The following is a 25854-nucleotide window of genomic DNA, read 5'->3' on the forward strand; positions in this document are numbered from 1 at the left end:
TCTCCCTTATCGGGGCCACGGAAAACACGAACAAGGACAAGTCGTATGAACGGCCAGAATATCCGCATCCGCCTTAAGGCGTTTGATCACCGGATCCTCGATGCCTCCACGCGTGAAATCGTGTCGACGGCGAAGCGCACTGGTGCAAGCGTGCGCGGACCGGTGCCGCTTCCGACGCGTATTGAAAAGTTTACCGTCAACCGCTCGCCGCACGTTGACAAGAAGAGCCGCGAACAGTTCGAGATGCGCACACACAAGCGCCTCCTCGACATCGTCGACCCGACCCCCAGACCGTGGACGCGCTGATGAAGCTCGACCTGGCTGCCGGCGTCGACGTCGAGATCAAGCTCTAAGAAGAATGCTGGAGCCGCCGCGGGTGTTTTACCGTCACCCAAGGCTCCAGAGGGTCCGGCGCAAGCCGAAATAACAAGGAAGGTACGTGGCTGTCCGCCAACGGCTTCCAGGAACGGGAAACCGGAAATCCGTGAGGATTGCCGGGATCTTTAACAAGAGGCGTGGAGGGGTTCTGCCCCGACAGGGACTCTCAAAAGGATTGAACCAATGCGTTCAGGTGTGATTGCACAGAAAGTGGGAATGACCCGGGTCTATAACGACGCCGGCGAGCATATCCCGGTAACAGTATTGCGTCTGGAAAACTGCCAGGTGGTAGCCCAGCGCACGGAAGACAAGAACGGCTACACCGCAGTTCAGCTCGGTGCGGGCCATTCCAAGGTAAAGAACACGTCCAAGGCACTGCGCGGCCAGTTCGCCGCTGCAAGCGTTGAGCCGAAGGCGAAGCTCGTCGAGTTCCGCGTCACCACGGAAAACCTGATCGACATCGGCGCGGAACTGACCGCAAGCCACTTTGTCGCCGGCCAGCTGGTCGACGTCACGGGCACCACGATCGGTAAGGGCTTTGCCGGCGCCATGAAGCGCCACAACTTCGGCGGTCTGCGTGCAACGCACGGCGTGTCCGTTTCTCACCGTTCGCATGGTTCGACCGGTTCCAACCAGGATCCGGGTCGCGTCTGGAAGGGCAAGCGCATGGCTGGTCACATGGGCCAGACGCGCGTCACCACCCAGAACCTCGAAGTGGTTTCCACGGATGAAGACCGTGGTCTGATCCTCGTCAAGGGCGCAGTACCGGGCTCCAAGGGTTCCTGGATCGTTGTACGCGACGCCATCAAGTCCGGCACCCCGGCAGACGCTCCGCGTCCGGCTGGCGTGCGCGCCGCAGCAGAGTAAGGGAGCCCGATCATGGATCTCAAAGTCACGACCCTCGAGGGAAAGGACGCCGGCAAGGTCTCCCTTTCTGAGGCAATTTTCGGCCTGGAGCCGCGCGAGGACATCATCGCTCGCGTTATCCGCTGGCAGCTCGCTAAGAAGCAGCAGGGCACCCACAAGTCCAAGGGCCGTGCGGAAGTCTCCCGCACCGGCGCGAAGATGTACAAGCAGAAGGGCACCGGCCGCGCACGTCACCATTCGGCACGCGCTCCGCAGTTCCGCGGCGGCGGCAAGGCTCACGGCCCGGTCGTTCGCAGCCACGAGCACGACCTTCCCAAGAAGGTTCGCGCACTCGGCCTGCGTCACGCCCTGTCTGCCAAGCTGAGGGCAGAGGATGTCATCATCGTTGATGACCTCGTTGCCAACGAAGCAAAGACCAAGGCACTCGCCGGCACGTTTGCCAGCCTGGGCCTCACCAACGCCCTCTTCATCGGTGGCGCCGAGCTCGACAACAACTTCAAGCTCGCAGCACGGAACATCCCGAACGTGGACGTTCTCCCGATCCAGGGCATCAATGTTTACGACATCCTGCGCCGCGGCAAGCTCGTGCTTTCCAAGGCTGCGGTCGAAGCTCTGGAGGAGCGGTTCAAATGACGGATCTTCGCCACTATGATGTGATCGTCTCGCCGTCGATCACCGAAAAGTCGACGCTGGTATCCGAACAGAACCAGGTCGTATTCAACGTCGCCAAGGACGCTTCGAAGCCGGAAATCAAGGCCGCCGTCGAAGCTCTGTTCGGCGTCAAGGTCAAGGCTGTGAACACGCTGCTTCGCAAGGGCAAGGTCAAGCGTTTCCGCGGCTTCTCCGGCCGGCAGGGAGATGTCAAGAAGGCTATCGTCACGCTCGCTGACGGTCAGTCGATCGACGTCTCCACCGGGCTCTAAGGCAGCCCAGTCGGCTAAAGACCCAAAGGGAACAAGAAAATGGCATTGAAAAGTTTCAATCCGACCACCCCGAGCCAGCGTCAGCTGGTCATTGTCGACCGTTCGGGCCTGTACAAGGGCAAGCCGGTCAAGGCTCTGACCGAAGGTCTGTCCAAGAGCGGTGGCCGTAACAACCTCGGTCGCATCACTGCCCGCTTTATCGGCGGCGGTCACAAGCGTACCTACCGTCTGGTTGACTTCAAGCGTCGCAAGTTCGACGTCGAAGGCACGGTCGACCGTCTGGAATACGACCCGAACCGCACCGCGTTCATCGCGCTCGTCAACTATGCCGATGGCGATCAGGCCTACATCCTCGCTCCGCAGCGCCTCGCTGCCGGCGACAAGGTCATCGCCTCCGACAAGGCTGTCGACGTCAAGCCGGGCAACACGATGCCCCTGCAGTACATCCCGGTTGGCTCGATCGTTCACAACGTCGAGATGAAGCCGGGCAAGGGCGGCCAGATCGCCCGTTCGGCAGGCACGTTCGTCCAGCTCGTCGGCCGCGACGCCGGCATGGCGATCCTGCGTCTGAACTCCGGTGAACAGCGCCTGGTGCACGGCTCTTGCCTTGCTTCGATCGGCGCGGTCTCCAACCCGGACCACGGCAACATCAACGACGGCAAGGCCGGTCGTACTCGCTGGCGCGGCAAGACCCCGCACAACCGCGGTGTTGTCATGAACCCGGTCGACCACCCGCACGGCGGTGGTGAAGGCCGCACCTCCGGCGGTCGTCACCCGGTTTCGCCGTGGGGCAAGCCGACCAAGGGCAAGCGCACCCGTTCGAACAAGTCGACCGACAAGTTCATCATGCGCTCGCGCCACCTGAAGAAGAAGTAAGAGAGGTAGTCAGAAATGGCTCGTTCAGTATGGAAAGGCCCGTTTGTTGACGGCTATCTTCTCAAGAAGGCTGAGAAGGTGCGCGAAGGCGGCCGCAATGAAGTGATCAAGATCTGGAGCCGTCGCTCCACGATCCTGCCGCAGTTTGTTGGTCTCACCTTCGGTGTCTACAACGGCAGCAAGCACGTTCCGGTCAGCGTCAACGAAGACATGGTCGGCCATAAGTTTGGCGAATTCTCTCCGACCCGGACCTACTACGGTCACGGTGCGGACAAGAAGGCGAAGAGGAAGTAACGATGGGCAAGGCAAAAGCCGAACGCCGGCTGAAGGATAATGAAGCGCAGGCAATTGCGCGCACGATCCGCGTCAGCCCCCAGAAGCTCAACCTCGTTGCCGCGATGATCCGCGGCAAGAAGGTCGACCGCGCTCTGGCCGAACTCGAATTCTCGCGCAAGCGCATTGCAGAAACGGTCAAGAAGACCCTTGAATCGGCAATCGCAAACGCGGAAAACAACCACGATCTCGACGTTGATTCTCTGATCGTCGCTGAGGCATTCGTCGGCAAGTCCATCGTCATGAAGCGTTTCCACGCTCGTGGCCGCGGCCGTGCATCGCGTGTTGAGAAGCCGTTCTCGCACCTGACGATCGTCGTTCGCGAAGTCGAAGCCAAAGGGGAGGCCGCATAATGGGCCAGAAGATTAATCCAATCGGTTTCCGCCTCGGCATCAACCGTACCTGGGACAGCCGCTGGTTTGCGGACAACGCAGAATACGGTCAGCTTCTTCACGAAGACCTGAAGATCCGCGAATACCTGATGGAAGAGCTGAAGCAGGCTGGTATCGCCAAGGTGGTCATCGAGCGTCCGCACAAGAAGTGCCGCGTCACGATCCACTCGGCTCGTCCGGGCCTGATCATCGGCAAGAAGGGCGCAGACATCGAGAAGCTCCGCAAGAAGCTTTCCGAGATGACCAACTCCGAAACGCACCTCAACATCGTTGAAGTGCGCAAGCCGGAAGTCGACGCGACGCTCGTCGCTCAGTCGATCGCCCAGCAGCTCGAGCGCCGCGTTGCATTCCGTCGCGCCATGAAGCGTGCGGTTCAGTCGGCCATGCGTCTTGGTGCCGAAGGCATCAAGATCACCTGCGCCGGCCGTCTTGGTGGTGCTGAAATTGCCCGTACCGAGTGGTACCGCGAAGGTCGTGTGCCGCTGCACACGCTGCGCGCAGATATCGACTACGGCACGGCCGAGGCAGAAACCGCATTCGGTATCTGCGGCGTCAAGGTCTGGATCTTCAAGGGCGAAATCCTTGAGCATGATCCGATGGCTTCCGAGCGTCGTGCGACCGAGGGTGACAGCCAGGGCGGCAACACCAGAGACAGAGATCGCCGCCGCGAAAACGCTTGATAGCGTGCGTGGCAGACAAGTTCGGAGAATAGAAAAATGTTGCAGCCAAAGCGTACGAAGTACCGCAAGCAGTTCAAGGGCCGCATCAAGGGCGTTGCCAAGGGCGGTTCTGACCTAGCCTTCGGCGAATTCGGCCTGAAGGCGCAAGAACCCAACCGCGTTAATGCCCGCGAAATCGAAGCGGCCCGCCGCGCGATTACCCGCTACATGAAGCGTGCAGGCCGCGTTTGGATCCGCGTGTTCCCGGATGTTCCGGTAACCGCGAAGCCGACCGAAGTCCGCATGGGTAAGGGTAAGGGCTCGGTTGAATACTGGGCATGCAAGGTCAAGCCCGGCCGCATGATGTTTGAGATCGATGGCGTCAGCGAGGAAATCGCGCGCGAGGCTCTGCGCCTCGGCTCCGCCAAGCTCTCGGTCAAGACGCGCTTCGTTCAGCGCATTGCAGAGTAAGGATTGAGCCCATGAAAGCCGCAGATGTTCGCGCACTCAGCGCAGATCAGCTCAACGAGGAGCTCGCCAAGCTGAAGAAGGAGCAGTTCAACCTGCGCTTTCAGAAGGCGACTGGCCAGCTCGAAAAAACGTCGCGTATCAACGAAGTCCGCAAGGACATCGCCCGCGTGAAGACCATTGCCCGCCAGAAGGCGGCAGAAGCCAAGGCCTAAGGACCAAGAAAAATGCCGAAACGCATTCTGCAGGGCACAGTCGTCAGCGACAAGAACGACAAGACTGTTGTCGTTCGCGTCGAGCGCCGCTTTGCACACCCGCTTCTTCAGAAGACCGTGCGTCGTTCCAAGAAGTACAAGGCGCACGACGAAGCCAACCAGTACAAGGTTGGCGACGTGGTTTCCATTGAGGAATGCCCGCCGATCTCCAAGGACAAGCGTTGGGTGGTTGTATCCTCCCAGGCTTAATTTGTACGGAATCGCGCTCGGCTCTTGCAGTTGGCGCAAAAATCTGTATGAAGCAGCGCAAGGACGCTCGGAATCGAGCGTTCTTTTGCTTTGAGCGCAGGGAAGGTCCCGTGGGAAACCACCGAGGAAACCACCTTGGCAAGACCCATCCCGCGCAAAAAACATAGATTCTCCAAGCCGGAATAGGGGGCCCAGGCCCAACCAGTCCGGTAACAACAAGAAGGCGACCTGATATGATTCAGATGCAAACAAACCTCGACGTGGCGGATAACTCCGGCGCACGTCGTGTCATGTGCATCAAGGTGCTGGGCGGTTCCAAGCGCAAGTACGCTTCGGTCGGCGATATTATCGTCGTGTCGATCAAGGAAGCGATCCCGCGCGGCCGCGTCAAGAAGGGTGACGTGATGAAGGCGGTTGTCGTTCGCACCGCCAAGGACATCCGTCGTCCCGATGGCAGCGTCATTCGTTTCGACAACAACGCAGCCGTCCTGATCGACAACAAGAAAGAGCCGATCGGCAGCCGTATCTTCGGACCGGTTCCGCGCGAACTTCGCGCCAAGAACCACATGAAGATCATCTCGCTGGCTCCGGAAGTACTCTAAAGGAGCGATGGCTATGCAGAAGATTCGCAAGGGCGACAAGGTCGTCGTATTGACCGGTAAGGACAAGGGCCGCACCGGTGAAGTAGTTCAGGTCATGCCGAAGGAAGACCGTGCGGTCGTTCGTGGTGTCAACCTGGTGAAGCGTCACCAGCGCCAGACCCAGACCCAGGAAGCCGGCATCATCACCAAGGAAGCATCGATCCATCTGTCGAACATCGCGATCGCCGACCCCAAGGACGGCAAGCCGACCCGCGTCGGTTTCAAGATCGAAGGCGACAAGAAGGTTCGTGTGGCTAAGCGTTCGGGAGTGTCGATCGATGGCTGACTCTAAGTATGAGCCCCGGCTCAAGAAGGAATATGTCTCGCGTATTCGCCAGGCACTCCAGGAACAGTTCTCCTTCGCCAACGAGATGCAGATCCCGCGCCTCGAGAAGATCGTGATCAATATGGGCGTTGGCGAAGCCACGGCGGACTCGAAGAAGCCCACCGTTGCTGCTGCCGATCTCGCAGCGATCGCCGGCCAGAAGCCGGTCATCACGCGCGCTCGCAACTCGATCGCTGGCTTCAAGGTTCGTGAAGGCATGCCGATCGGTGCCAAGGTCACCCTTCGTGGCGCCCGCATGTATGAATTTCTGGATCGCCTCGTGAACATCGCGCTCCCCCGCGTGCGCGACTTCCGTGGTCTGAACCCGAAGTCCTTCGATGGCCGTGGCAACTTCGCCATGGGTATCAAGGAGCACATTGTGTTCCCTGAAATCAACTACGACAAGGTTGATCAGATGTGGGGCATGGACATCATCGTTTGCACGACGGCCACTAACGACGACGAAGCTCGGGCTCTCCTGAAAGAGTTCAACTTCCCGTTCCGTCAGTAATCCGTAACGACAAGCGTAAAGAAGGATAACTGTTATGGCGAAAACGAGCGCAGTTGAAAAGAACAAGCGCCGCCGCAAACTGGTTGCCGGACAGGCCGCGAAGCGTGCGGCTCTCAAGGCGATCATCCAGAATCAGGCTCTTCCGATCGAAGAGCGGTTCAAGGCCACCATCAAGCTTGCCGCCCTGCCGCGCAATGGCTCCAAGACCCGCATCCGCAATCGTTGCGAAGTCACGGGCCGTCCGCGCGCATTCTATCGCAAACTTCGCATGTCGCGTATCGCGCTGCGTGAACTCGGCAACCTCGGCAAAGTGCCGGGCGTCGTCAAGTCGAGCTGGTAAGGAGCTGGGCACATGGCAATGACTGATCCGCTGGGCGATATGCTCACCCGTATCCGTAACGGTGCTGCCCGCCGTAAGTCGAGCGTTTCCACGCCGGCTTCGAAGCTGCGCGCACGCGTTCTCGACGTCCTCCAGGCTGAGGGCTACATCCGTGGATACTCCGAAGTCGAATTCGGCAACGGCAAGGCCGAGCTGAACATCGAGCTGAAGTATCACGAAGGCGCGTCTGTGATCCGCAAGATCGACCGCGTCTCCAAGCCGGGCCGCCGGGTTTATGTCTCGGTTAAGTCCATTCCGCAGGTCGCGAACGGTCTCGGCATCACCATCCTTTCGACTCCGAAGGGTGTGATGGCCGATCACCAGGCACGCGAACAGAATGTTGGTGGCGAGCTTCTTTGCTCTGTCTTCTAAGACAGCGCACAGGATCTCCATAACGAACAGACAGGTATAAAAAATGTCTCGTATCGGTAAAAAGCCCGTTCAGGTTCCGGCTGGTGTCACGGCTTCGGTTGATGGCCAGAAGGTTTCCGCAAAGGGCCCGAAGGGTGAACTCTTCTTCGTCGCTAATGACGAAGTTTCCGTGAAGCTGGAAGACAACGCCGTTGTTGTACAGCCGGTCAGCCAGTCCAAGGATGCGCGGTCCAAGTGGGGCATGTCCCGCACGATGATCGAAAACATCTTCAAGGGCGTGAAGGACGGCTACGAGCGCAAGCTCGAAATCAACGGCGTCGGTTACCGCGCTTCCATGCAGGGCAAGAACCTGCAGCTGGCACTCGGCTTCAGCCATGACGTCGTCTATCAGACGCCGGAAGGCATCACGATTGCTGTTCCGAAGCCGACCGAAATCATCGTGTCCGGCATCAACAAGCAGCAGGTCGGCCAGGTTGCCGCGGAAATCCGCGAATACCGTGGCCCCGAGCCCTACAAGGGCAAGGGTGTCAAGTACGCCGAAGAGCGGATTGTCCGCAAAGAAGGCAAGAAGAAGTAAGGATCACGCGAAATGGCTAGCAGGAAAGATACTCTTGTGCGTCGCGCCAGCCGCGTGCGCCGTCAAATCAAGGCGGTCGCCAACGGCCGTCCGCGCCTGTCGGTTCATCGCTCGTCGAAGAACATCTACGTACAGGTTATCGACGACGTGGCCGGCAAGACGCTTGCGTCCGCTTCCACGCTCGACACCGATCTGCGCTCGTCCCTGAAGACGGGCGCCGACACGGCAGCTGCGGCTGCTGTTGGCAAGCTCATTGCAGAGCGCGCCGTCAAGGCTGGCGTCAAGGACGTGGTTTTCGACCGCGGCGCCTTCATCTATCACGGCCGCATCAAGGCTCTTGCCGAAGCTGCCCGTGAAGGTGGCCTCAACTTCTGATGCACTTCGGGCGCATCCGCGCCCGTTAGGTGCACAGTGGAATATCGTCGCTTCCGTTTCATCGAGATGGGGGCGACTTTCGTCAATCTGCCGATTGCACCCGGAAAAGAAAAAGGAAAAGGACAATGGCACAGGAAAGAAGGGGCTCTCGCGAAGATCGCCAGAGCCGCGAAGAGCGCGACAGCGAATTTGTCGACAAGCTCGTAGCAATCAACCGCGTCGCCAAGGTGGTGAAGGGCGGCCGTCGTTTCGGCTTCGCTGCTCTCGTCGTCGTTGGTGACCAGAAAGGCCGCGTCGGCTTCGGCCACGGCAAGGCTCGTGAAGTTCCGGAAGCAATCCGCAAGGCAACGGAAGCTGCCAAGCGCGACCTGATCTTCGTACCGCTGCGCTCCGGCCGCACGCTGCACCACGATGTGCACGGCCGTCACGGCGCCGGTAAGGTTCTGCTCCGTTCGGCCAAGGCCGGTACCGGTATCATCGCTGGTGGTCCGATGCGCGCTGTGTTCGAAACGCTCGGCATGCACGACGTCGTCGCGAAGTCGACGGGTTCCTCGAACCCGTACAACATGATCCGTGCGACGTTCGACGCTCTCAAGAACCAGATGCACCCGAAGGACATCGCGGCGCAGCGCGGCATCAAGTACGCCACGCTCCAGGCCCGCCGTGCTTCCGCCGGCGTTGCTTCCGAAGAATAAGGGAGCCTGAACCATGGCCAAGAAAGAAGTTGCACAGAAGACGGTCACCGTCGAGCAGATCGGCTCGCCGATCCGCCGCCCGGCTGTTCAGCGCCAGACGCTGATCGGCCTCGGTCTTAACAAGATGCACCGGGTTCGCACGCTGGAAGACACTCCTTCCGTTCGCGGCATGATCCGTGCCGTCCAGCACCTCGTTCGCGTTGTCGACGAGAAGTGAGGGAGATGAATCATGAAACTGAATGAAATCAAGGACAACGAGGGTTCGACCCACAGCCGCAAGCGCCTCGGCCGCGGTATTGGTTCGGGCTCCGGCAAGACCGCAGGTCGCGGTGTCAAGGGTCAGAAGGCTCGTTCGGGCGTTGCGATCAACGGCTTCGAAGGCGGTCAGATGCCCATCTACCGTCGTCTGCCGAAGCGCGGCTTCAACAACATCTTCGCTTCCGAATTCGTTGTTGTTTCGCTCGCTCGTATCCAGACCGCGATCGACGCCAACAAGCTCGACCCGAAGGCAACTGTTGATGCAGCTGCCCTCAAGGCAGCCGGCGTTATCCGTCGCGCCAAGGACGGCGTCCGCGTTCTCGCTGACGGCGAACTGAAGGCGAAGGTAACGATCGAAGTTGCTGGCGCCTCCAAGGCCGCGATCGAAAAGATCGAAAAGGCCGGCGGTTCCATCAAGCTGCTTTCGGCTGCTGCCGAGTAATGACGAATTAATCGCCCGGTGTGCTTCACACCGGGCGATTTTGCGCCCATATGTGAGCCTCACATCGGCATGTGGATGCAACACTCCGCACGCCGTCCGGAAGGAAAAGCCAAGGTGAGGCCCGGATTGCTTGACAATCCGCGTCGGTCCGGGTTTAGCCTCCGAACATCCAGCGTTCCCCCTGCGGGTGAAGCTGGTCGAAGGAATTTCAAGCGTATGCCCTGAGGCGCGGCCAGAAGGCCGGGCAGGGGATGCGGCAACGGATCAGCTGTTTCCGGACCTGGCCGGTTCATCCGCCACCGGAAATGGTTACGCGGAGATATGCATGGCTTCGGCAGCGGAACAACTCGCCTCGAATCTCAATTTCTCGACCTTCGCCAAGGCGGAGGACCTGAAGAAGCGCCTTTGGTTCACGCTCGGCGCGCTGCTGGTGTACCGACTCGGTACCTACATTCCGCTTCCCGGCCTCAACCCGGAAGCCTTCGCGCAGGCCTTCCAGGGCCAGAGCAGCGGTATTCTCGGCCTCTTCAACATGTTCTCCGGTGGCGCCGTCGAGCGCATGGCGATCTTCGCGCTCGGCATCATGCCGTACATCTCCGCGTCGATCATCGTGCAGCTGATGACATCGGTCGTTCCTTCGCTCGAGCAGCTGAAGAAGGAAGGTGAGCAGGGCCGCAAGATCATCAACCAGTACACCCGCTACGGTACGGTGCTGCTCGGCGCCCTCCAGGCTTATGGTATTTCGGTCGGTCTCGAAAGCGGATCCGGCCTTGTGAACGATCCGGGCTGGTTCTTCCGCATTTCGACCGTGATCTCGCTGCTCGGCGGCACGATGTTCCTGATGTGGCTGGGCGAGCAGATTACCTCGCGCGGCATCGGCAACGGTATCTCGCTGATCATTTTCGCGGGTATCGTGGCTCACCTCCCGACGGCACTGGCCGGAACCCTCGAGCTCGGCCGTACCGGCGCGCTCTCGGTCGGCGTGATCTTCGCGGTCGTCGTCATGGCTGTTGCGGTCATTGCGGTCATCGTCTTCGTGGAGCGCGCGCAGCGCCGGCTCCTGATCCAGTATCCGAAGCGCCAGGTCGGCAACCGCATGTTCCAGGGCGATACGTCGCACCTGCCGCTGAAGCTCAACACCTCGGGCGTTATCCCCGCGATCTTCGCGTCCTCGCTTCTGCTCTTGCCCGCGACGCTTGCTGGTTTCAGCAACACCGCAGCTCTGCCTGCCTGGGCGACGACGATCGTTTCGTCGCTCGGTCACGGCAAGCCGCTCTACATGATCCTCTACGCGGCAATGATTGCCTTCTTTGCCTTCTTCTATACGGCTATCGTCTTCAATCCGAAGGACACGGCCGACAATCTGAAGAAGCACGGTGGCTTCATTCCGGGCATCCGTCCGGGCGAGCGTACGGCGGAGTACATCGACTACGTGCTGACTCGCATCACGGTGATCGGCGCGCTCTATCTTGTATTCGTGTGCATTCTTCCTGAAATCCTAATCGCGCAGACGGGTGTGCCGTTCTACCTTGGTGGTACGTCGCTTTTGATTGTTGTCAGCGTGACCCTTGATACGGTAGCACAGATACAGGGTCACCTGATTGCTCAGCAATATGAGGGGCTGATCAAGAAATCGAAGCTGCGTGGAGGGAAGAGGGGACGATGAGACTGATATTCTTGGGACCGCCGGGAGCAGGCAAGGGGACGCAAGCCAAGCTGCTGACGGAGAAGTACGGCATTCCGCAGCTCTCCACGGGAGATATGCTGAGGGCGGCCGTAGCTGCCCAGACCGAGGTCGGAAAGCGTGCCAAGGCAGTCATGGACGCCGGGCAGCTGGTTTCGGACGCGATAGTCAACGAGATCGTGTCGGACCGGATTGATTCGGCGGACTGTGCCAGGGGCTTCATCCTCGACGGCTATCCCCGTACGGTTCCGCAGGCCGAAGCGCTTGATGGCATCCTTGCCGGCAAGGGGCTTGGCCTCGATGCGGTGATCGAGCTGAAGGTCGACGAGGATGCGTTGGTCAAGCGGATGGAAACCCGTGTGGCCGAAACCATTGCAGCCGGGGCACTGTGCGCTCGGATGACAATCCCGAGGCGTTCAAGCGCCGACTCACCGAGTATCGGGAAAAGACCGCTCCGCTGTCGAATTACTATTCGACGACCGGCAAGCTGAAGACGATCGATGGCATGGCTGATGTCGGCGTTGTCACCGCAGCCATCAACGGGATTCTTGGCTAGGCCCGGAACAGGTTGAAAAACAGGCGGTCGGGGAGTTGACTTTTCCGGCCGATTCCTCTTAAGACAGCGCCAACTCGCGGCATGAAAAGCGGTCGGCGCGGATTTCAGAAGAACGAAGTCCGGGTGCGGTCGTTTTTGACGTGTCCCGAACCTCATGTTGAACGAGTGGCCGGATGCGGCCGCATAACGAAGCACCTATTGCCGGATGGCAACTGGAAGCAAGGAGAACAGGCGTGGCACGTATCGCTGGCGTCAACATCCCGACTGCAAAGCGCGTAGTCATCGCGCTGCGCTACATTCACGGGATCGGTCCGAAATTCGCACAGGAGATCATCGAGAAGGTCGGTATTCCGGCTGATCGCCGCGTGCACCAGCTCACGGATGCGGAAATCCTGCAGATCCGTGAAACGATCGACCGCGACTATCAGGTCGAAGGCGACCTGCGTCGTGAGACGGCTATGAACATCAAGCGTCTGATGGACCTCGGCTGCTACCGCGGCCTGCGTCATCGTCGCGGCCTTCCGGTCCGCGGCCAGCGCACGCACACCAATGCTCGCACCCGCAAGGGTCCGGCAAAGGCCATCGCCGGCAAGAAGAAGTAATTTCCCGGAAACGGGGAATAAGGGGCTGGCGCGATGCGCCGGCCTCTTTTGAGTTTCGAAAGGGGCTTTGCCGCTGTCATTTCAGCGGGCCGTCAAGAGACGGTTGCCCCGATCGGTGGAGCTGCTGGTGCTACGGCAGTGACGATATCGCCGCGCGGTCGTTCTCTTTACGTCGCGCATATTCAAGGACAGGGCAGGGGCGACTGAGCTCCAACCCGGTGGAGCCGCTGGAACTACGGCGGTGTCGAGATCAACGAAAGGAATACCCATGGCCAAGGAAGCCGCACGCGTCCGCCGTCGCGAACGCAAGAACATCACCTCTGGTGTTGCTCACGTCAATTCTTCGTTCAACAACACGATGATCACCATCACCGACGCACAGGGCAACGCGATTGCCTGGTCGTCCGCCGGTGCAAAGGGCTTCAAGGGTTCGCGCAAGTCGACCCCGTTCGCTGCCCAGATCGCTGCTGAAGACTGCGCCAAGAAGGCTCAGGAGCACGGCATGAAGTCGCTCGAAGTCGAAGTCTGCGGTCCGGGTTCCGGTCGCGAATCGGCTCTGCGTGCACTGCAGGCTGCCGGCTTCATGATCACTTCGATCCGCGACGTCACGCCGATCCCGCACAATGGCTGCCGTCCGCGCAAGAAGCGCCGCGTCTGATCATTTGCATTCAACCGGTCGGTGAGCGCGCGGGCGCTCCTCCCGGCTCTTCAAGGCTCGGCCGGCACGATTGGATGGTGCCGGCGAACGGAAGGCAAGAAATATGATCCAGAAAAACTGGCAGGAACTGATCAAGCCGAACAAGGTGGAGTTCTCCTCCTCGGGCCGCACCAAGGTTAGCCTGGTCGCGGAACCCCTGGAGCGTGGCTTCGGCCTGACGCTCGGCAACGCGCTTCGTCGCGTTCTGCTCTCCTCTCTGCGTGGTGCCGCTGTTACGGCCGTGCAGATCGACGGCGTGCTGCATGAGTTCTCCTCTATCCCGGGCGTTCGGGAAGACGTGACGGACATCGTGCTCAACATCAAGGAAATCGCCATCAAGATGGATGGCGACGATGCCAAGCGCATGGTCGTGCGCAAGCAGGGCCCGGGCGTTGTTACGGCTGGCGACATCCAGACGGTTGGCGATATCGAGATCCTCAACCCGAACCATGTGATCTGCACCCTCGACGAGGGCGCCGAGATCCGCATGGAGTTCACCGTCAACAACGGCAAGGGCTATGTTCCGGCCGAGCGTAACCGCTCGGAAGACGCTCCGATCGGCCTCATCCCGGTCGACAGCCTGTACTCGCCGGTCAAGAAAGTGTCCTACAAGGTGGAAAACACCCGCGAAGGCCAGGTTCTCGACTACGACAAGCTGACGATGTCGATCGAAACCGATGGTTCGGTCACGGGTGAAGATGCGATCGCATTCGCGGCCCGCATCCTTCAGGACCAGCTGTCGGTCTTCGTCAACTTCGACGAGCCGCAGAAGGAAGCTGAAGAAGAGTCCGTCACGGAACTCGCCTTCAACCCGGCGCTTCTCAAGAAGGTTGACGAACTGGAACTGTCCGTCCGTTCGGCCAACTGCCTGAAGAACGACAACATCGTCTACATCGGCGACCTCATTCAGAAGACCGAAGCCGAAATGCTCCGGACTCCCAACTTTGGTCGCAAGTCGCTGAACGAAATCAAGGAAGTTCTCGCTTCCATGGGCCTGCACCTCGGCATGGAAGTGCCGGCATGGCCGCCCGAGAACATCGAAGATCTCGCAAAGCGTTACGAAGACCAGTACTAACAGAACAAAAGGCAGGGTCTTTTCGCTGCCTTTCCCCGTCAAACAGCAGGTGTTGACGCCTGTATGTGCCAGGAAACGGCAGGCCCGAACGAGAATGGGTCCCTGCATTAAAGGAGAATAGCAATGCGCCACCAGAAAGCCGGCCGCAAGCTGAATAGGACCGCCAGCCACCGCAAGGCAATGTTTGCCAACATGGCTGCTTCGCTCATCACGCATGAGCAGATCGTAACGACGCTCCCGAAGGCGAAGGAAATTCGTCCGATCGTCGAAAAGCTTGTCACGCTCGGCAAGCGCGGCGACCTGCACGCTCGCCGTCAGGCGATCTCGCAGATCCGCGACGTTGCCGTTGTTTCGAAGCTGTTCGACGCGATCGCAAGCCGTTACGCAAACCGCAACGGCGGCTACCTTCGCATCATGAAGGCAGGCTTCCGCCACGGCGACAATGCGGCTCTGGCCGTCATCGAGTTCGTCGACCGTGACGTCGACGCCAAGGGCGCAGCCGACAAGGTTCGCGTTGCCGCTGAAGCAGACGCTGCCGAAGCCGCCTGATCGAAAAAACGTCCTCACCGGACGTCTTGAAGCCGGACGCGAAAGCGTCCGGCTTTTTCTTTTCAAAAATGCGCTTTGCAAGGTTTTGGAAACCATGTCGCTAGGGATTGTCTTTAGCCCCGAGCCTTAAGGTCCCGTCCGGGTTTAATCGAGTTTGGGCGATGGTCGAGAATTTCGCATTTCTGCTGCCGGTGGTTCTCACCCTGTTCGGCGTGGCGTTTCTCATCGTCGCGCGCTTCGGCAACCGTTCCGCCCTGTCTTGGGGTGGCGGCTATCTCTGTGCGGCGCTCGGCTTCCTTGCGCCGCTTCTGCAGGCTGTCGCGCCGGTGCCCCTGGTCGCGATGACGGCGGACGCCACGTTCCTCAGCGCCTTCCTCCTCTACAGCAATGGCCTGACCACGCATTTTGACGCGCCCCGGCATCTCGCCCTTCGTCTTGGCATTGCTGCTGTCGCCTATGGCGTCATCGCCTACGCGGTTTTTGTCGCGCAAAGCCTGCGCGTCGAGCTCTTCGTCAGCGACATTGCCTGCAGCCTGCTGATGCTGGTTGCGCTGCTGTCCTCCTGGCGCCGGGCCGCCACGTGGGTGGATCGTGCGCTCCTTGGCGCTGTGATCTTCGTCATGCTGGAGACGACGGTGCGCACGGTCGTCTTCTTCATCATGGCGGGTAGCCCTGCCATGGATGCCTTTATTGGCTCGTCCTACGCCTTCATCATGCAGATCACGGCGACGATCGGTGCATTGCTCATGGCGCTGACGGCGCTTGCTTCCGTGGCGTTACGGATCGTCGAGCGGCACCGCAAGGCGTCGGAGGAGGATCCACTGACCGGTCTTCTCAACCGTCGAGGCTTCGACCAGCTCATCGGTGAAAACGGGCATGCGGGCAAGAACGACGCCGCCATCATCGTTGCCGATATCGATTGGTTCAAGTCGATCAACGACCGCTTCGGACACGCTGCCGGGGACGAGGCTATCCGTGAGGTAGCCACGCACCTGCGCTCGCTTGACTGGCCGGGCGTTGCTGTCGCCCGCTTCGGCGGTGAGGAGTTTATCGCCTATCTGCCGAATTGCCGCTTGCAGGACGCCCATATGCTCGCGAACACGGTGCGCCTCGCATTGTCGGAACAAGACCTCGGCCACATCGGCATCGACCACTCGATCACCGCGAGTTTCGGCGTCGCGGTCACGGCTGCCGGCGATCACACGATCCATGACGCGATCAGCCGCGCGGACCGGTTGCTCTATCTTGCCAAGAGCAATGGCCGGAACCGCGTCGTCAGCAGCGCGGCCGACAAGGCCCACCATGCTGGCCAGGAAGCAGGAGTCGGGCCGAAAGGTCCGAATCTTCGCGTTATTTGACGCTTTGCCGTACCACTGCGGGGCGCAGCCGAGCGCGTCCGCCTTTGAACTCGCGGATGATCGGGCGGGCCGAGCGATAGAGCAGCAGCCCGATGATGATCGTGAGATAGACGTACTGTTCCACGGTTAGAACCTTGGTGGACAGCGCGAAATGGATGATCCCAAGCGCCGCGATGATGTAGACGAGGCGGTGCAGCCGGTTCCAGTTCATTCCCAGGCGTCGGATCGAGTAGGTGTTTGATGTCAGGGCGAGGGGTATGAGGAGGACAAGCGCTGCCATTCCAAACATGATGAAGGGCCGCTTGAGCACATCCTGAACGACCGCCTTGAGGTAGAGCGCCTGGTCGAGGATCATGTACACGGAGAAATGCATCACCGCGTAGTAGAAAGTCAGAAGTCCCAGTGCCCGCCTGTAGCGGATGAGGTTCCAGCCGCCGAGTTCGCGTAAGGGGCTGATGGCAAGGGTCAGGATGAGGAAGCGAAGGGTCCATAGCCCAAGTGCCAGCTCGAAGGTCTTGACGGGGTCTGGCCCAAGGCGGCCGGTAGCTCCGAGATAGAACTGCGAGACAGCCGGCACGAGGCCGATGGCATAGAGCATCCAGACCGAGGCGGGTTGCCAGCGCTTCGGAATCTCCAGCTTGACGCCCATCAGAAGTTTGCCCTCAAGTCCATGCCGGCATAGAGGCTTGCGACCTCCTCGCCATAGCCGTTGAAGGGAAGAGTCGGCCGGCGATCCGCACCGAAGAAGCCCCCGCCACCGATCCGACGCTCCGTGGCCTGGCTCCAGCGCGGATGATCGACCTCCGGATTGACGTTCGCATAGAAACCGTACTCCTGCGGGTTGGCGACCTGCCATGTGTTCTTCGGTTCCTGGTCCGTAAGCGTGATCCGGACGATCGACTTGATCCCCTTGAACCCGTACTTCCAGGGAACGACGAGCCGGATGGGTGCTCCGTTCTGGTTCGGGAGCGTCTGGCCGTAGAGCCCGACGGCGAGGATGGCCAGGGGATGCCGGGCCTCGTCCAGGCGCAGACCTTCGACATAGGGCCAGGGCAGCGACTGGAAATAGCCAGCCTGGCCGGGCATCTCCTCGGGCCTGACGACGGTCTCGAATGCTACGTACTTGGCGCTGCCGAGCGGTTCGACCTTGTCGAGGAGGGCAGAAAGGGGGAAGCCGATCCAGGGTATGACCATCGACCAGGCCTCGACGCAGCGCATACGGTAGATGCGCTCTTCGATCGGCATTCCGAGAAGTTCCTCGATGCCGAAGTCCTTCGGCTTCGAAACCATGCCGTCGACCTTTACCGTCCAGGGCGTCGGCTTGAAGTTTTCTGAACTGGCAGCCGGATCGGCCTTGCCCATGCCGAACTCGTAGAAATTGTTGTAGGTCGTGACATCCTTTTCAGGCGTCAGCGGCTCGTCGACCTTGTAGCTGCTTGCGGCCGCTTTCAGTGCTGCGGCCTCGGCGCTTGCCGCACCGGCTAGAAGCAGGCCGCCCGCGGAGGTGGCGAGGAAAGCCCGGCGGTTCAGGAAACACTGCTTCGGCGTAATCTCCGAACTGGCGATTTTCGGGACGCGGTAGGCTGGCATGGCCTTGCTCCTTGAGCAACGAGTGCGATGGATGATGGCACAAGTACGATCGTTGCACTCGTCGATGATAAGGCGGGTGTGACGGTTGAGGAAAACAGAGATTCGTTCACGGCGAAAGGGGGCGGGCAACCACGTTTTCGTGCGCGCAACGTGAGTTTCTTCGTATAGTCCGACCGCGACCGCGTTTGCCTTTTTTCGTCCGAAATCCTATCTGAACGTGGCGGCGAAGAAACGGAGAATGCTTCATGCTGATCGGCCAACGAATTGTAACGGCGTTTGTTTTTGCCATGGTTGCCTGCGGGCCGGCGATGGCTCAGGCCGAGAGGGCCGTTCCCCAGTCCAAACTCGAAATGCAGCTGTCTTTTGCGCCCCTCGTGAAGCAGACCGCCAACGCAGTCGTGAACGTCTATGCCGAAAAGGTGGTCGAGCGCCGATCGATCTTCGAAGACAATCCCTTCTTCGAGGAGTTCTTCGGACAGCGGATGCCGAATCGCTCGGAGAAACAGTCGTCGCTGGGTTCCGGGGTCATCGTCGGCAAGAATGGCATCGTCGTCACGAACAATCACGTGATCGACGGTGCAAACGACATCAAGGTCGCACTCGCCGATGGTCGCGAATATCCGTGCAAGGTGATGCTCAAGGACGACCGGGTGGACCTTGCGGTGCTGAAGATCGACGCGAAGGCAGAGTTCGAGACTATGCCGCTCGGCGACAGCGACGCGGTGGAGGTCGGTGACCTCGTTCTGGCGATCGGCAATCCGTTCGGAGTGGGGCAGACTGTCACCAGCGGCATCGTTTCCGCCCTCGCACGCAATCAGATCAAGTCCGGTGATTTCGGCTTCTTCATCCAGACCGACGCCTCGATCAATCCCGGCAACTCCGGTGGCGGTCTCATCAACATGAAGGGCGAGCTCATCGGCATCAACACGGCCATCTTTTCCCGGGAGGCGGTTCGAACGGCGTGGGCTTCGCCATTCCCGCCAACCTTGTGAAAGCCTTTGTGACGAGCGCGGAAGGCGGAAGCACGACGTTCGACCGTCCCTTCGTCGGCGCGACCTTCGACGCCGTCACCTCGGAGGTCGCCGAGGCGCTGGGTCTCGATCGTGCACGCGGCGCGCTCGTGTCGAAAGTCCTGCCAAACAGCCCCGCGGAGAAGGCGGGCCTGAAGCCCGGCCAGGTGGTTCTTGCCGTGAACGGCATTCCGGTCGAACATCCCGACGCCCTCGGTTATCGCCTGGCGACGGTCGGCATCGGCGGCAAGGCGACGCTGACCGTCAGCATCGACGGCAAGGAACAGGAACAGCTGACGATTGCGCTCGACCGCGCACCGGAGACCGTGCCGCGCGACGAGCGGCTGGTCGAGGGACGCAACCCCTTCGCAGGCGCCGTGGTCGCCAATCTTTCGCCGCGTCTCGCCGAGGAGCTGCGCATGTCGACGAGTTCGTCGGGCGTGGTGGTGACGCAAGTCAATCGAGGCTCGCCAGCCGCACGCATCGGCCTGCAGCCGCGCGATATCGTTGTTGAGCTGAACGGTACGGCCGTGGCTTCCACCGAGGTGCTGGAAAGCCTCGTGGACGAGGATCCCTCCATCTGGCGCGTCGAGATCGAGCGCGACGGCCAGCGTATCCGACAGTTTTTCCGATGAGCGACCTTTTCACGCCCAAGGAACCGGAAGGAATGGCGGCCAAGCGGCCGCTTGCCGACCGTCTGCGGCCGCAGACGCTGAAGGAGGTGTCCGGTCAGGAGCATCTCACCGGGGAGGACGGCGTGCTTTCCCGGATGATCGAGGCGGGCTCGCTCGGCTCGATGATTTTCTGGGGACCTCCCGGTACGGGCAAGACGACCGTCGCCCGCCTGCTTTCCGGAGAGGCCGGTCTCGCCTTTGAACAGATCTCCGCCATTTTCTCGGGTGTCGCGGACCTGAAGAAGGTCTTCGACGCGGCGCGCCAGAGGCGCATGAACGGTCGCCAGACACTGCTTTTCGTGGACGAGATCCACCGCTTCAACAGGGCGCAGCAGGACAGTTTCCTTCCTGTGATGGAGGATGGCACCATTATCCTCATCGGCGCGACAACGGAGAATCCCTCCTTCGAGCTCAACGCAGCGCTTCTGTCGCGTGCCCGTGTCCTGACGTTCAAGTCGCATGACGCTGACAGCCTCGAGGAACTGCTGAAGCGCGCCGAGGAAACCGAGAGCAGGGCGCTGCCGCTCGACCCGGACGCGCGCGCGTCGCTGATCCGGATGGCGGATGGCGACGGCCGTGCGGTCCTGACGCTTGCCGAAGAGGTATGGCGTGCTGCCCGACCGGATGAAGTGTTCGGCCAGGAAGACCTGTTCCGTATCGTCCAGCGAAGGGCGCCGGTCTACGACAAGGCGCAGGACGGCCACTACAATCTCATCTCGGCGCTCCACAAGTCGGTCCGCGGATCGGATCCGGATGCGGCACTCTACTACCTGGCGCGCATGTTCGATGCCGGGGAGGATCCGCTCTTTCTCGGTCGGCGGCTGGTGCGGATGGCGGTGGAAGACATCGGCCTTGCCGATCCGCAGGCGCTCGTCGTCTGCAATGCCGCCAAGGACGCCTACGATTTCCTCGGTTCGCCGGAAGGTGAGCTCGCGCTCGCCGAGGCCTGCGTTTACCTCGCCACCGCACCGAAGTCGAACGCCGTCTACACCGCCTTCAAGGCGGCGACGCGTGCGGCCAAGGAAAACGGCTCCCTGCTGCCGCCTAAGCATATCCTCAACGCCCCCACCAAGCTGATGAAGGGGGAAGGGTACGGTGACGGCTACCGCTACGACCACGACGAGCCCGACGCCTTTTCCGGCCAGGACTATTTTCCGGAGAAGATGGGCCGGCAGACCTTCTATGATCCGCCGGAGCGCGGATTCGAGCGCGAGATCCGCAAGCGGCTGGACTGGTGGGCCAAGCTGCGCCGCGAACGCCGCTGAAGGCTCAGGACGCCTGATTGAAGCGTGGCCGCGGTGCCGGTTTCGGTGGCGGGAAGAGCTTGATGGAGCTTTCGGCCTTGGTCGGATGGCCTTCCATGTCGACCACGACATGCCAGTGACCGCTTTCCGGAATTGACAGACGGATCGGCGACTTCTTCGCGACCCCGCCCAGGAACTTGTGCTTGCGCGCATTCTTGAACAGGTCGAAATTCGCATGGGTCATCAGCCGGACATTGGCAACCGCCGTCAGCGTGATTTCGATCACCGATCCGGAGCGCTGGTCGTTGAGGTCGTAATGCGTGTAGGGGAAGCCGTTCGTTGACATGGAGTTCCTGACGATGCCGCGATCTCCCTGATACTCGCTTTCCCGGGTTAAGGAATCCCTGCAAGAGCGCTCGCTTGATGGATCCTATCATCGGCGTTTTGTGCGGGGATGATCCGGGTGGATTTTTGGGGTGTGGCATGGCGCGACGGAAGGGGATTCCCTGGCCGCTCGTCACCGCCGGCCATCGACGACCGAGTGCGGCGCCCACGGCCGTCAGTGCCGGGTACGGACGAGCCTCGGTGGGCGTGCCAGCGTTCCCGCTGTGGAGGCCGGTCTGGAAAATCCGCCGAATTCGACGATGACGCCCTGCGGCGCCCTCGAAATCTCCGTCGGGTTACGCCCGCATTCGGCGGCGGCGAAATGGAGGGCGGCGTCCTCGCTGACGAAGAGGCCTCCGACCCTCCCAAGTCTGTCGTTGACGACCCACCAGCCGTGATCGTCACGGCCGATCGTGAAGCGGGCGGCTTCGGGAACATTCCATTGCTTGTGATGGCGACTGGCCATGGGGCTGCATTTCCTTGTTGAAGAACTGGATGGGAAGTCACGGCGCCGTGGAGGTGATGGCCTCGACGACGGCGGCGAGAAGAAGGACGACGGCAAGTCGCGGGGCAAGCGCCCGCAGAGCGGCGCGCCATGGTGCCGGGTCCTGTCCCGGTGGGGTGTTCGGAAGTCCGGTTCCCGTCATTTCGCGCCTCACCCTGCACGCCGGTGCCGTTCGCCGCATTCGGGCAGCGACGACAGGGCCATCCGGATTTCCGCCTGCGTTTCGAGGGCCGCAGCCGTGATCGGGAGCCGCACCTCGGCGCTGAGGGGAAGCACGAGGGACAGCGCATGCTTGATGGCGGCGGGCGTGCCTTCCTTCTCCAATGCCTGCACAAGTGGATTGAGCCGCGCCTGCAGGGCATAGGCCGCATCGACGTTGCCGGTCCTAAGCGCACTGTGCATGGCCGCGAAGAGCCGTGGTGCCACGTTGGCCCCGGCGGAGATCGAGCCGCTGCCGCCGCACAGGAAGAACGGGCAGGCGGTCGCGTCGTGACCCGAGAGATGACGGAAACGGTCCCGAAGCGCGGGCGGCAGTCCGGCAAAGCGGGTCATGTCCCCGGTGCAATCCATGACGCCGACGATCGAGGGGATCGAGGCGAGGCGTTCCAGCGTCCGCGTGGAGAGGTCTACCGCCGTGCGACCGGGCGCGTTGCACACGATGATCGGGAGATCGACGGCCGCCGCCAGTTTTTCGAAATGACGAAACAGGCCCTCCTGCGACGGCTTGTTGTAGTAGGGCGTTACGACGACAGCTGCGTCCGCGCCAAGGGCCTGTGCCTGTCGCGTTAGACCGATCGTGGTTTCGGTCGAATTGGTGCCGGTGCCTGCGAGAAGCGGCACCTGATGATCGACGACGTCAGCCGCAAGACCGATGACCGCTGCGCGTTCCTCGCGCGAGAGGGTTGGTGCTTCGCTTGCCTCGCCGCAGACGACGAGACCTGAGATCCCGCTGCGGATCTGCCACTCGATGAGCGTCATCAGCCCGACGCGGTCGACCTCTCCATCGCGGAAGGGGGTGACGAGATCGCAGATTGCGCCTTCGGGAAGATATCTTCGAAGGGAAGTCGGCATGGAATGCTCCGGTATGTTTCGATCGGTTGTTTTTGTGTGCTGCTCGCTCGAGACGACGGCTGCGAGAAGGGCTGCCGCGCGGTCACGGTGCCGCGCGGTGGCGTGCCAGCGCGGGATGGCACCGCCTGCTCCTCCACGCTCAAGCTGGCAGATCCAGTTTTCCTCGCTGCGGGAGACATCTATCAGGCGCCATTCCGGCCGTGCGGCGGTGCCGAGGAACTGGATTGCCTCGATGAGGGATCCCGCCTCCATCAGCGCCCGAAATCTGGCGAAGCGGTCGCTGTCATCGCGGAATTCGGCGAGTGCGGGGAGAACGCGCAGCGCTTCCCAGACGTGGTGCTCGCGAAGGATACGGGCGGCGGAAAGCCGGTCCGCCAGGCTGGAAACCGGATCGCTCGACCACGCGCCTTCCCCGGTCACCGCCTCGTCAGGGTTATCGTTCGTTTGACCCTCACTGTGCATGAAGCAATCCTCTGCCGGTTCAGCCGATGATGATAAGCCAGCCGATGCCGGCGAGGATGAGCGCGGTCGTGGCCAGGGTGCGCAGCGCCCGGAGGCGGTTCTCGCGCAGGGCGTTGGCACGACCGGACGGCTGCTTCGGTCTGCGGGCGAAGGCATCGAGCGCGAGACGGGCAAAGACCATCCGCGTGGAGAGAAAGTGGAGGGGATCGTTTGGGTTGGACGACATGGCATCGTTTCCGATTTGACGATGCCCGCATGCTAGATCTGCACGCCGTAGGATTTCGATTGCGAAGAACGGTGCCCGGCATAAGGAAAGCATAAGGACCGCCGATGCCGGGCGGCATGCTCCGTGGGCCGATTACCGGCCCGGCGGGGAAGGGCGGTCGGGAAGCAGTGCCCTACGGCTCAGTGCTTGCTGTCCGTGACGTGACCCGGCGCGATGGGATCACTGGCGGGGAAGGTCTCCTCCAGGGCTTCCTCGAGATAGTCGTCCTGTTCCTTCCGCTTGGCCTTTTCGTCTTCCGGCGACTTCTGGGCCGGGGGCTTTCCGCTACGGGGCTTTTCGGCTGTCATCTCGGGCTCCTCGTGAGGCAAGGGCTGTTTCGGCGGCAGCCGGGGCTACCGCCGCTCTATTGTGGACAGGATGCGCTCCTGGATCTCCTGATCCTGCTCGCGGATCGCGGCGAGGACCTCTGTCAGTCTACCACGAAGATCGTGAATCTGGTCGAGAAGATGCATCGCGACATCGACGCCGGGGGAATTGACGCCCATCGGACCGGACAGGTCCTGGATGAGGCGGGCGCGGGCAAGGTCCGCCTCCTCGAAGACCGCGGCCCCCTCGGTGTCCCTCGGCAACAGCCACCTCTGTTCGATCCAGACGCGGAGGACCGAGACCTCGATCTCGAGACTCCTGCAGAACTCGGTGTCGTCCATGATCAGCCTCCCATGCCCTTGCGCGGATCCTCCGCCTTGCCCGCGGACCAGCCCTGGATGAAAGCGGCCAGTTCCTGGTCGGGTTCCGCCGGAAGCATGATTTTGAGCGTGACGTAGGCATCGCCATGTCCTCCGCCCTGTCTGTGCAGTCCCTTGCCCTTGAGACGTAGCGTCTTGCCGGTGTTGGAATTTGCCGGAATGGTGACATTGACCGCCCCGTCGAGCGTCGGCACGCGGATCTTGCCGCCGAGCACAGCCTCCGAAAGCGAGATCGGGACCTCGAAGCGCACGTCGTCGCCATCGGCCTTGAAGAGCGGGTGCGGGCGAACGCGGATCTCGATCAGTGCATCGCCCGCCTGTCCGCCGTCGAAGCCGGGCTCGCCCTTGCCGCGCAGCCTGAGCGTCTGGCCGTCACGGGTGCCCGGCGGGATCTGCAGATCGATGGGCGGCCCGTCGGGCAGGCCGATCTGCCTCTTGGCGCCGTTGGCCGCGTCCAGGAAGTCGATCTCCATCGAGAAATGCGCGTCCCGTCCGCGCATCGTCCGGCGACCGCCCTGGCCCCCGCGCGAGAAGAAGCCGGAAAACACCTCGTCGGCATCGGTGAAGTCGCCGAAGCCCTGGGCGCTGCCGTAGCGCCCGGCCGTGTCGCCGGCGGAGGCATATTCGCGGTAATAGTGTCGCGGAGCCGCTTCCGCACCGGTCTCGTCGATCTCCCCGCGATCGTACTTGCCGCGTTTCTCCTCGTCGCCCAGCAACGAATAGGCGGCCGAGACCGCCTTGAACTTCTCCTCGGCGCTCTTGTCGCCGGGGTTGAGGTCAGGGTGAAGCTTCTTCGCAAGCTTTCGGTAGGCGCTCTGGATGTCCTTCTGTGGCGCATCGCGGGCAACGCCGAGAACTTCGTACGGACTGCGGCTCATTCGGTCTCCCTCGGAACCATCCCATCAGTTTCTGCCGTCTCCGAGGAGGACCGTGGCAAAGGTCCGCCGGACGCAACGCCCAACGTGCCATGTCTGCGTTCCGACCACAACCGTCGCGGACACGGGGAGGGGGAGGCAGGGCCGGAAGGGACCGGCAGGGGAGGATCGCTGTTGCCCCCTTTTGCCATGCCGCGCACGGATATCCACGCGCGGTTTGCCGCCGTGGGTTTGCAGAAGGGTTCGGACGGGGCGCCGGAAGCTGCCTCGTGAAATGAAACAGTATGGCACCTTGCGGCGCCCCGTTCGGCGGTTTGTGCCCGCAACTCCGGTTCCTCTGCGCGGATGACGGCACCTTTCCAGGGTGGCACTCGCGGCGGGACCTTGGCACGGTCGCCGCGGCGCCACGAAAGGCGGGCTTTCAGAGAGCCGTTCCGCCTTGGCGGATCGGCCGCTCTTCGGCCGGCCAGTCGCCGGTCCATTCATATGTGCCGCACAGGCACGTCCCGCCCCTGTTCAAGGGGGTGAGAGGGGAACCATTTTCTGCGGACCCCCGGTGCGGAAGCTCACGTCCTTCCTCCGCACAGAGCGCCGGTCCCGCCTCGCCACGA

37 protein-coding genes and 3 pseudogenes are annotated in these 25854 nt (G+C 61.5%); 30 read left to right on the forward strand and 10 right to left on the reverse strand.

All coding sequences use genetic code 11. The features are described from left to right. Positions 1 to 45 precede the first annotated feature (45 nt). The 28 genes and pseudogenes from rpsJ (at position 46) to F3Y30_RS12185 (ending at position 16456) form a co-directional block, all read left to right on the forward strand. Positions 46 to 353 (forward strand): annotated as a pseudogene (gene rpsJ, locus F3Y30_RS12050) (30S ribosomal protein S10). 208 nt (positions 354 to 561) lie between these two features. Next, positions 562 to 1245, forward strand: a complete 684-nt coding sequence (gene rplC, locus F3Y30_RS12055) for a 50S ribosomal protein L3 (protein ID WP_203422956.1) — start codon at positions 562 to 564, stop codon at positions 1243 to 1245. A gap of 12 nt (positions 1246 to 1257) precedes the next feature. Beyond that, positions 1258 to 1878: a 50S ribosomal protein L4 gene (gene rplD, locus F3Y30_RS12060; protein WP_203422957.1), complete on the forward strand. Its 621-nt coding sequence runs from the start codon at positions 1258 to 1260 to the stop codon at positions 1876 to 1878. Beyond that, positions 1875 to 2168, forward strand: coding sequence for a 50S ribosomal protein L23 (locus F3Y30_RS12065; protein ID WP_203422958.1), 294 nt, complete (start codon positions 1875 to 1877; stop codon positions 2166 to 2168). Before rplD ends, F3Y30_RS12065 begins: the two co-directional genes overlap by 4 nt. Before the next feature lie 39 nt (positions 2169 to 2207). After that, on the forward strand, positions 2208 to 3044 hold the full coding sequence (rplB, locus tag F3Y30_RS12070) for a 50S ribosomal protein L2 (protein ID WP_203422959.1): 837 nt from the start codon (positions 2208 to 2210) through the stop codon (positions 3042 to 3044). A gap of 15 nt (positions 3045 to 3059) precedes the next feature. Beyond that, on the forward strand, positions 3060 to 3338 hold the full coding sequence (gene rpsS, locus F3Y30_RS12075; protein WP_075627127.1) for a 30S ribosomal protein S19: 279 nt from the start codon (positions 3060 to 3062) through the stop codon (positions 3336 to 3338). A 2-nt stretch (positions 3339 to 3340) separates the two neighbouring features. After that, positions 3341 to 3730: a 50S ribosomal protein L22 gene (rplV, locus tag F3Y30_RS12080; protein WP_203422960.1), complete on the forward strand. Its 390-nt coding sequence runs from the start codon at positions 3341 to 3343 to the stop codon at positions 3728 to 3730. Beyond that, entirely contained in the window at positions 3730 to 4449 is a 720-nt protein-coding gene (gene rpsC / locus F3Y30_RS12085) for a 30S ribosomal protein S3 (RefSeq protein ID WP_203422961.1), read from the forward strand. Before rplV ends, rpsC begins: the two co-directional genes overlap by 1 nt. Positions 4450 to 4485: 36 nt before the next feature. Next, complete coding sequence (gene rplP, locus F3Y30_RS12090) at positions 4486 to 4899, forward strand: 50S ribosomal protein L16 (RefSeq protein WP_003573792.1); 414 nt, start codon at positions 4486 to 4488, stop codon at positions 4897 to 4899. Between the two features lie 11 nt (positions 4900 to 4910). Continuing rightward, positions 4911 to 5111, forward strand: a complete 201-nt coding sequence (gene rpmC / locus F3Y30_RS12095) for a 50S ribosomal protein L29 (RefSeq protein WP_203422962.1) — start codon at positions 4911 to 4913, stop codon at positions 5109 to 5111. A 12-nt stretch (positions 5112 to 5123) separates the two neighbouring features. Further along, on the forward strand, positions 5124 to 5360 hold the full coding sequence (rpsQ, locus tag F3Y30_RS12100) for a 30S ribosomal protein S17 (protein ID WP_203422963.1): 237 nt from the start codon (positions 5124 to 5126) through the stop codon (positions 5358 to 5360). Between the two features lie 233 nt (positions 5361 to 5593). Further along, positions 5594 to 5962, forward strand: coding sequence for a 50S ribosomal protein L14 (rplN, locus tag F3Y30_RS12105; RefSeq protein WP_203422964.1), 369 nt, complete (start codon positions 5594 to 5596; stop codon positions 5960 to 5962). Positions 5963 to 5975: 13 nt separating this feature from the next. After that, positions 5976 to 6287 (forward strand): 50S ribosomal protein L24, encoded by a 312-nt coding sequence (gene rplX, locus F3Y30_RS12110; RefSeq protein ID WP_203422965.1) that lies wholly within the window; start codon positions 5976 to 5978, stop codon positions 6285 to 6287. Then, positions 6280 to 6837: a 50S ribosomal protein L5 gene (gene rplE, locus F3Y30_RS12115; protein WP_203422966.1), complete on the forward strand. Its 558-nt coding sequence runs from the start codon at positions 6280 to 6282 to the stop codon at positions 6835 to 6837. The genes rplX and rplE overlap by 8 nt, the downstream gene beginning before the upstream one ends. Positions 6838 to 6871: 34 nt before the next feature. Beyond that, a complete protein-coding gene (gene rpsN / locus F3Y30_RS12120; protein ID WP_203422967.1) occupies positions 6872 to 7177 on the forward strand; it encodes a 30S ribosomal protein S14 in 306 nt (101 codons plus the stop codon). A gap of 12 nt (positions 7178 to 7189) precedes the next feature. Next, entirely contained in the window at positions 7190 to 7588 is a 399-nt protein-coding gene (rpsH, locus tag F3Y30_RS12125; RefSeq protein ID WP_203422968.1) for a 30S ribosomal protein S8, read from the forward strand. A gap of 43 nt (positions 7589 to 7631) precedes the next feature. Then, on the forward strand, positions 7632 to 8165 hold the full coding sequence (gene rplF / locus F3Y30_RS12130) for a 50S ribosomal protein L6 (RefSeq protein ID WP_203422969.1): 534 nt from the start codon (positions 7632 to 7634) through the stop codon (positions 8163 to 8165). Positions 8166 to 8177: 12 nt separating this feature from the next. Next, the gene (gene rplR / locus F3Y30_RS12135; RefSeq protein ID WP_203422970.1) at positions 8178 to 8540 is read left to right on the forward strand and encodes a 50S ribosomal protein L18; all 363 of its coding nucleotides are present in this window, start codon (positions 8178 to 8180) and stop codon (positions 8538 to 8540) included. Between the two features lie 125 nt (positions 8541 to 8665). Beyond that, positions 8666 to 9235 (forward strand): 30S ribosomal protein S5, encoded by a 570-nt coding sequence (gene rpsE / locus F3Y30_RS12140; RefSeq protein ID WP_203422971.1) that lies wholly within the window; start codon positions 8666 to 8668, stop codon positions 9233 to 9235. Between the two features lie 13 nt (positions 9236 to 9248). Next, the gene (gene rpmD / locus F3Y30_RS12145) at positions 9249 to 9452 is read left to right on the forward strand and encodes a 50S ribosomal protein L30 (RefSeq protein WP_203422972.1); all 204 of its coding nucleotides are present in this window, start codon (positions 9249 to 9251) and stop codon (positions 9450 to 9452) included. A gap of 12 nt (positions 9453 to 9464) precedes the next feature. After that, on the forward strand, positions 9465 to 9935 hold the full coding sequence (gene rplO, locus F3Y30_RS12150; RefSeq protein WP_203422973.1) for a 50S ribosomal protein L15: 471 nt from the start codon (positions 9465 to 9467) through the stop codon (positions 9933 to 9935). Between the two features lie 325 nt (positions 9936 to 10260). Next, positions 10261 to 11601: a preprotein translocase subunit SecY gene (gene secY, locus F3Y30_RS12155; protein WP_203422974.1), complete on the forward strand. Its 1341-nt coding sequence runs from the start codon at positions 10261 to 10263 to the stop codon at positions 11599 to 11601. Beyond that, positions 11598 to 12175, forward strand: a pseudogene (locus tag F3Y30_RS12160) (adenylate kinase). Before secY ends, F3Y30_RS12160 begins: the two are co-directional and overlap by 4 nt. A 233-nt stretch (positions 12176 to 12408) precedes the next feature. Beyond that, on the forward strand, positions 12409 to 12777 hold the full coding sequence (gene rpsM / locus F3Y30_RS12165; protein ID WP_203422975.1) for a 30S ribosomal protein S13: 369 nt from the start codon (positions 12409 to 12411) through the stop codon (positions 12775 to 12777). 268 nt (positions 12778 to 13045) lie between these two features. Next, positions 13046 to 13435, forward strand: coding sequence for a 30S ribosomal protein S11 (rpsK, locus tag F3Y30_RS12170; RefSeq protein WP_023513823.1), 390 nt, complete (start codon positions 13046 to 13048; stop codon positions 13433 to 13435). Between the two features lie 103 nt (positions 13436 to 13538). Then, positions 13539 to 14549 carry a DNA-directed RNA polymerase subunit alpha gene (locus tag F3Y30_RS12175; protein ID WP_203422976.1) on the forward strand — a complete coding sequence of 337 codons (1011 nt, stop codon included), beginning with the start codon at positions 13539 to 13541 and terminating at the stop codon, positions 14547 to 14549. Positions 14550 to 14672: 123 nt separating this feature from the next. Beyond that, the gene (gene rplQ / locus F3Y30_RS12180; RefSeq protein WP_203422977.1) at positions 14673 to 15098 is read left to right on the forward strand and encodes a 50S ribosomal protein L17; all 426 of its coding nucleotides are present in this window, start codon (positions 14673 to 14675) and stop codon (positions 15096 to 15098) included. A gap of 161 nt (positions 15099 to 15259) precedes the next feature. Then, positions 15260 to 16456 carry a GGDEF domain-containing protein gene (locus tag F3Y30_RS12185; protein ID WP_203422978.1) on the forward strand — a complete coding sequence of 399 codons (1197 nt, stop codon included), beginning with the start codon at positions 15260 to 15262 and terminating at the stop codon, positions 16454 to 16456. On the opposite strand, the gene msrQ is transcribed toward F3Y30_RS12185, so the two are convergent. Both msrQ and msrP read right to left on the reverse strand, forming a co-directional pair. Next, a complete protein-coding gene (msrQ, locus tag F3Y30_RS12190) occupies positions 16449 to 17108 on the reverse strand; it encodes a protein-methionine-sulfoxide reductase heme-binding subunit MsrQ (RefSeq protein WP_203426592.1) in 660 nt (219 codons plus the stop codon). The two genes, F3Y30_RS12185 and msrQ, sit on opposite strands and share 8 nt — an antisense overlap. Continuing rightward, entirely contained in the window at positions 17105 to 18046 is a 942-nt protein-coding gene (gene msrP / locus F3Y30_RS12195) for a protein-methionine-sulfoxide reductase catalytic subunit MsrP (RefSeq protein ID WP_203422979.1), read from the reverse strand. The genes msrQ and msrP overlap by 4 nt, the downstream gene beginning before the upstream one ends. 245 nt (positions 18047 to 18291) lie before the next feature. Here msrP and F3Y30_RS12200 point away from each other — a divergent pair. Together F3Y30_RS12200 and F3Y30_RS12205 are read left to right on the forward strand one after the other, a co-directional pair. Further along, positions 18292 to 19691, forward strand: a pseudogene (locus F3Y30_RS12200) (DegQ family serine endoprotease). Further along, positions 19688 to 20995 carry a replication-associated recombination protein A gene (locus F3Y30_RS12205; RefSeq protein ID WP_203422980.1) on the forward strand — a complete coding sequence of 436 codons (1308 nt, stop codon included), beginning with the start codon at positions 19688 to 19690 and terminating at the stop codon, positions 20993 to 20995. The pseudogene F3Y30_RS12200 and the gene F3Y30_RS12205 overlap by 4 nt, the downstream one beginning before the upstream one ends. 4 nt (positions 20996 to 20999) lie before the next feature. Here the strand turns inward: F3Y30_RS12205 and F3Y30_RS12210 are convergent, their stop codons facing one another. From F3Y30_RS12210 to F3Y30_RS12245, 8 genes are all read right to left on the reverse strand, one after another. Further along, positions 21000 to 21320, reverse strand: a complete 321-nt coding sequence (locus F3Y30_RS12210; protein WP_203422981.1) for a DUF1883 domain-containing protein — start codon at positions 21318 to 21320, stop codon at positions 21000 to 21002. A gap of 213 nt (positions 21321 to 21533) precedes the next feature. Beyond that, on the reverse strand, positions 21534 to 21824 hold the full coding sequence (locus F3Y30_RS12215; RefSeq protein WP_203422982.1) for a hypothetical protein: 291 nt from the start codon (positions 21822 to 21824) through the stop codon (positions 21534 to 21536). 37 nt (positions 21825 to 21861) lie between these two features. Further along, positions 21862 to 22005, reverse strand: a complete 144-nt coding sequence (locus F3Y30_RS12220) for a hypothetical protein (protein WP_203422983.1) — start codon at positions 22003 to 22005, stop codon at positions 21862 to 21864. Between the two features lie 8 nt (positions 22006 to 22013). Further along, complete coding sequence (gene dapA / locus F3Y30_RS12225; protein ID WP_246752723.1) at positions 22014 to 23396, reverse strand: 4-hydroxy-tetrahydrodipicolinate synthase; 1383 nt, start codon at positions 23394 to 23396, stop codon at positions 22014 to 22016. Between the two features lie 19 nt (positions 23397 to 23415). Further along, positions 23416 to 23622 carry a hypothetical protein gene (locus tag F3Y30_RS12230; RefSeq protein WP_203422984.1) on the reverse strand — a complete coding sequence of 69 codons (207 nt, stop codon included), beginning with the start codon at positions 23620 to 23622 and terminating at the stop codon, positions 23416 to 23418. 179 nt (positions 23623 to 23801) lie between these two features. After that, positions 23802 to 23969 carry a hypothetical protein gene (locus tag F3Y30_RS12235; protein WP_203422985.1) on the reverse strand — a complete coding sequence of 56 codons (168 nt, stop codon included), beginning with the start codon at positions 23967 to 23969 and terminating at the stop codon, positions 23802 to 23804. Positions 23970 to 24014: 45 nt separating this feature from the next. Further along, positions 24015 to 24329, reverse strand: a complete 315-nt coding sequence (locus F3Y30_RS12240; RefSeq protein ID WP_203422986.1) for a chaperone modulator CbpM — start codon at positions 24327 to 24329, stop codon at positions 24015 to 24017. 2 nt (positions 24330 to 24331) lie between these two features. Next, a complete protein-coding gene (locus F3Y30_RS12245) occupies positions 24332 to 25246 on the reverse strand; it encodes a J domain-containing protein (protein ID WP_203422987.1) in 915 nt (304 codons plus the stop codon). Positions 25247 to 25854: the final 608 nt, after the last annotated feature.

Source organism: Sinorhizobium sp. BG8, from assembly GCF_016864555.1.
Taxonomy (GTDB): domain Bacteria; phylum Pseudomonadota; class Alphaproteobacteria; order Rhizobiales; family Rhizobiaceae; genus BG8.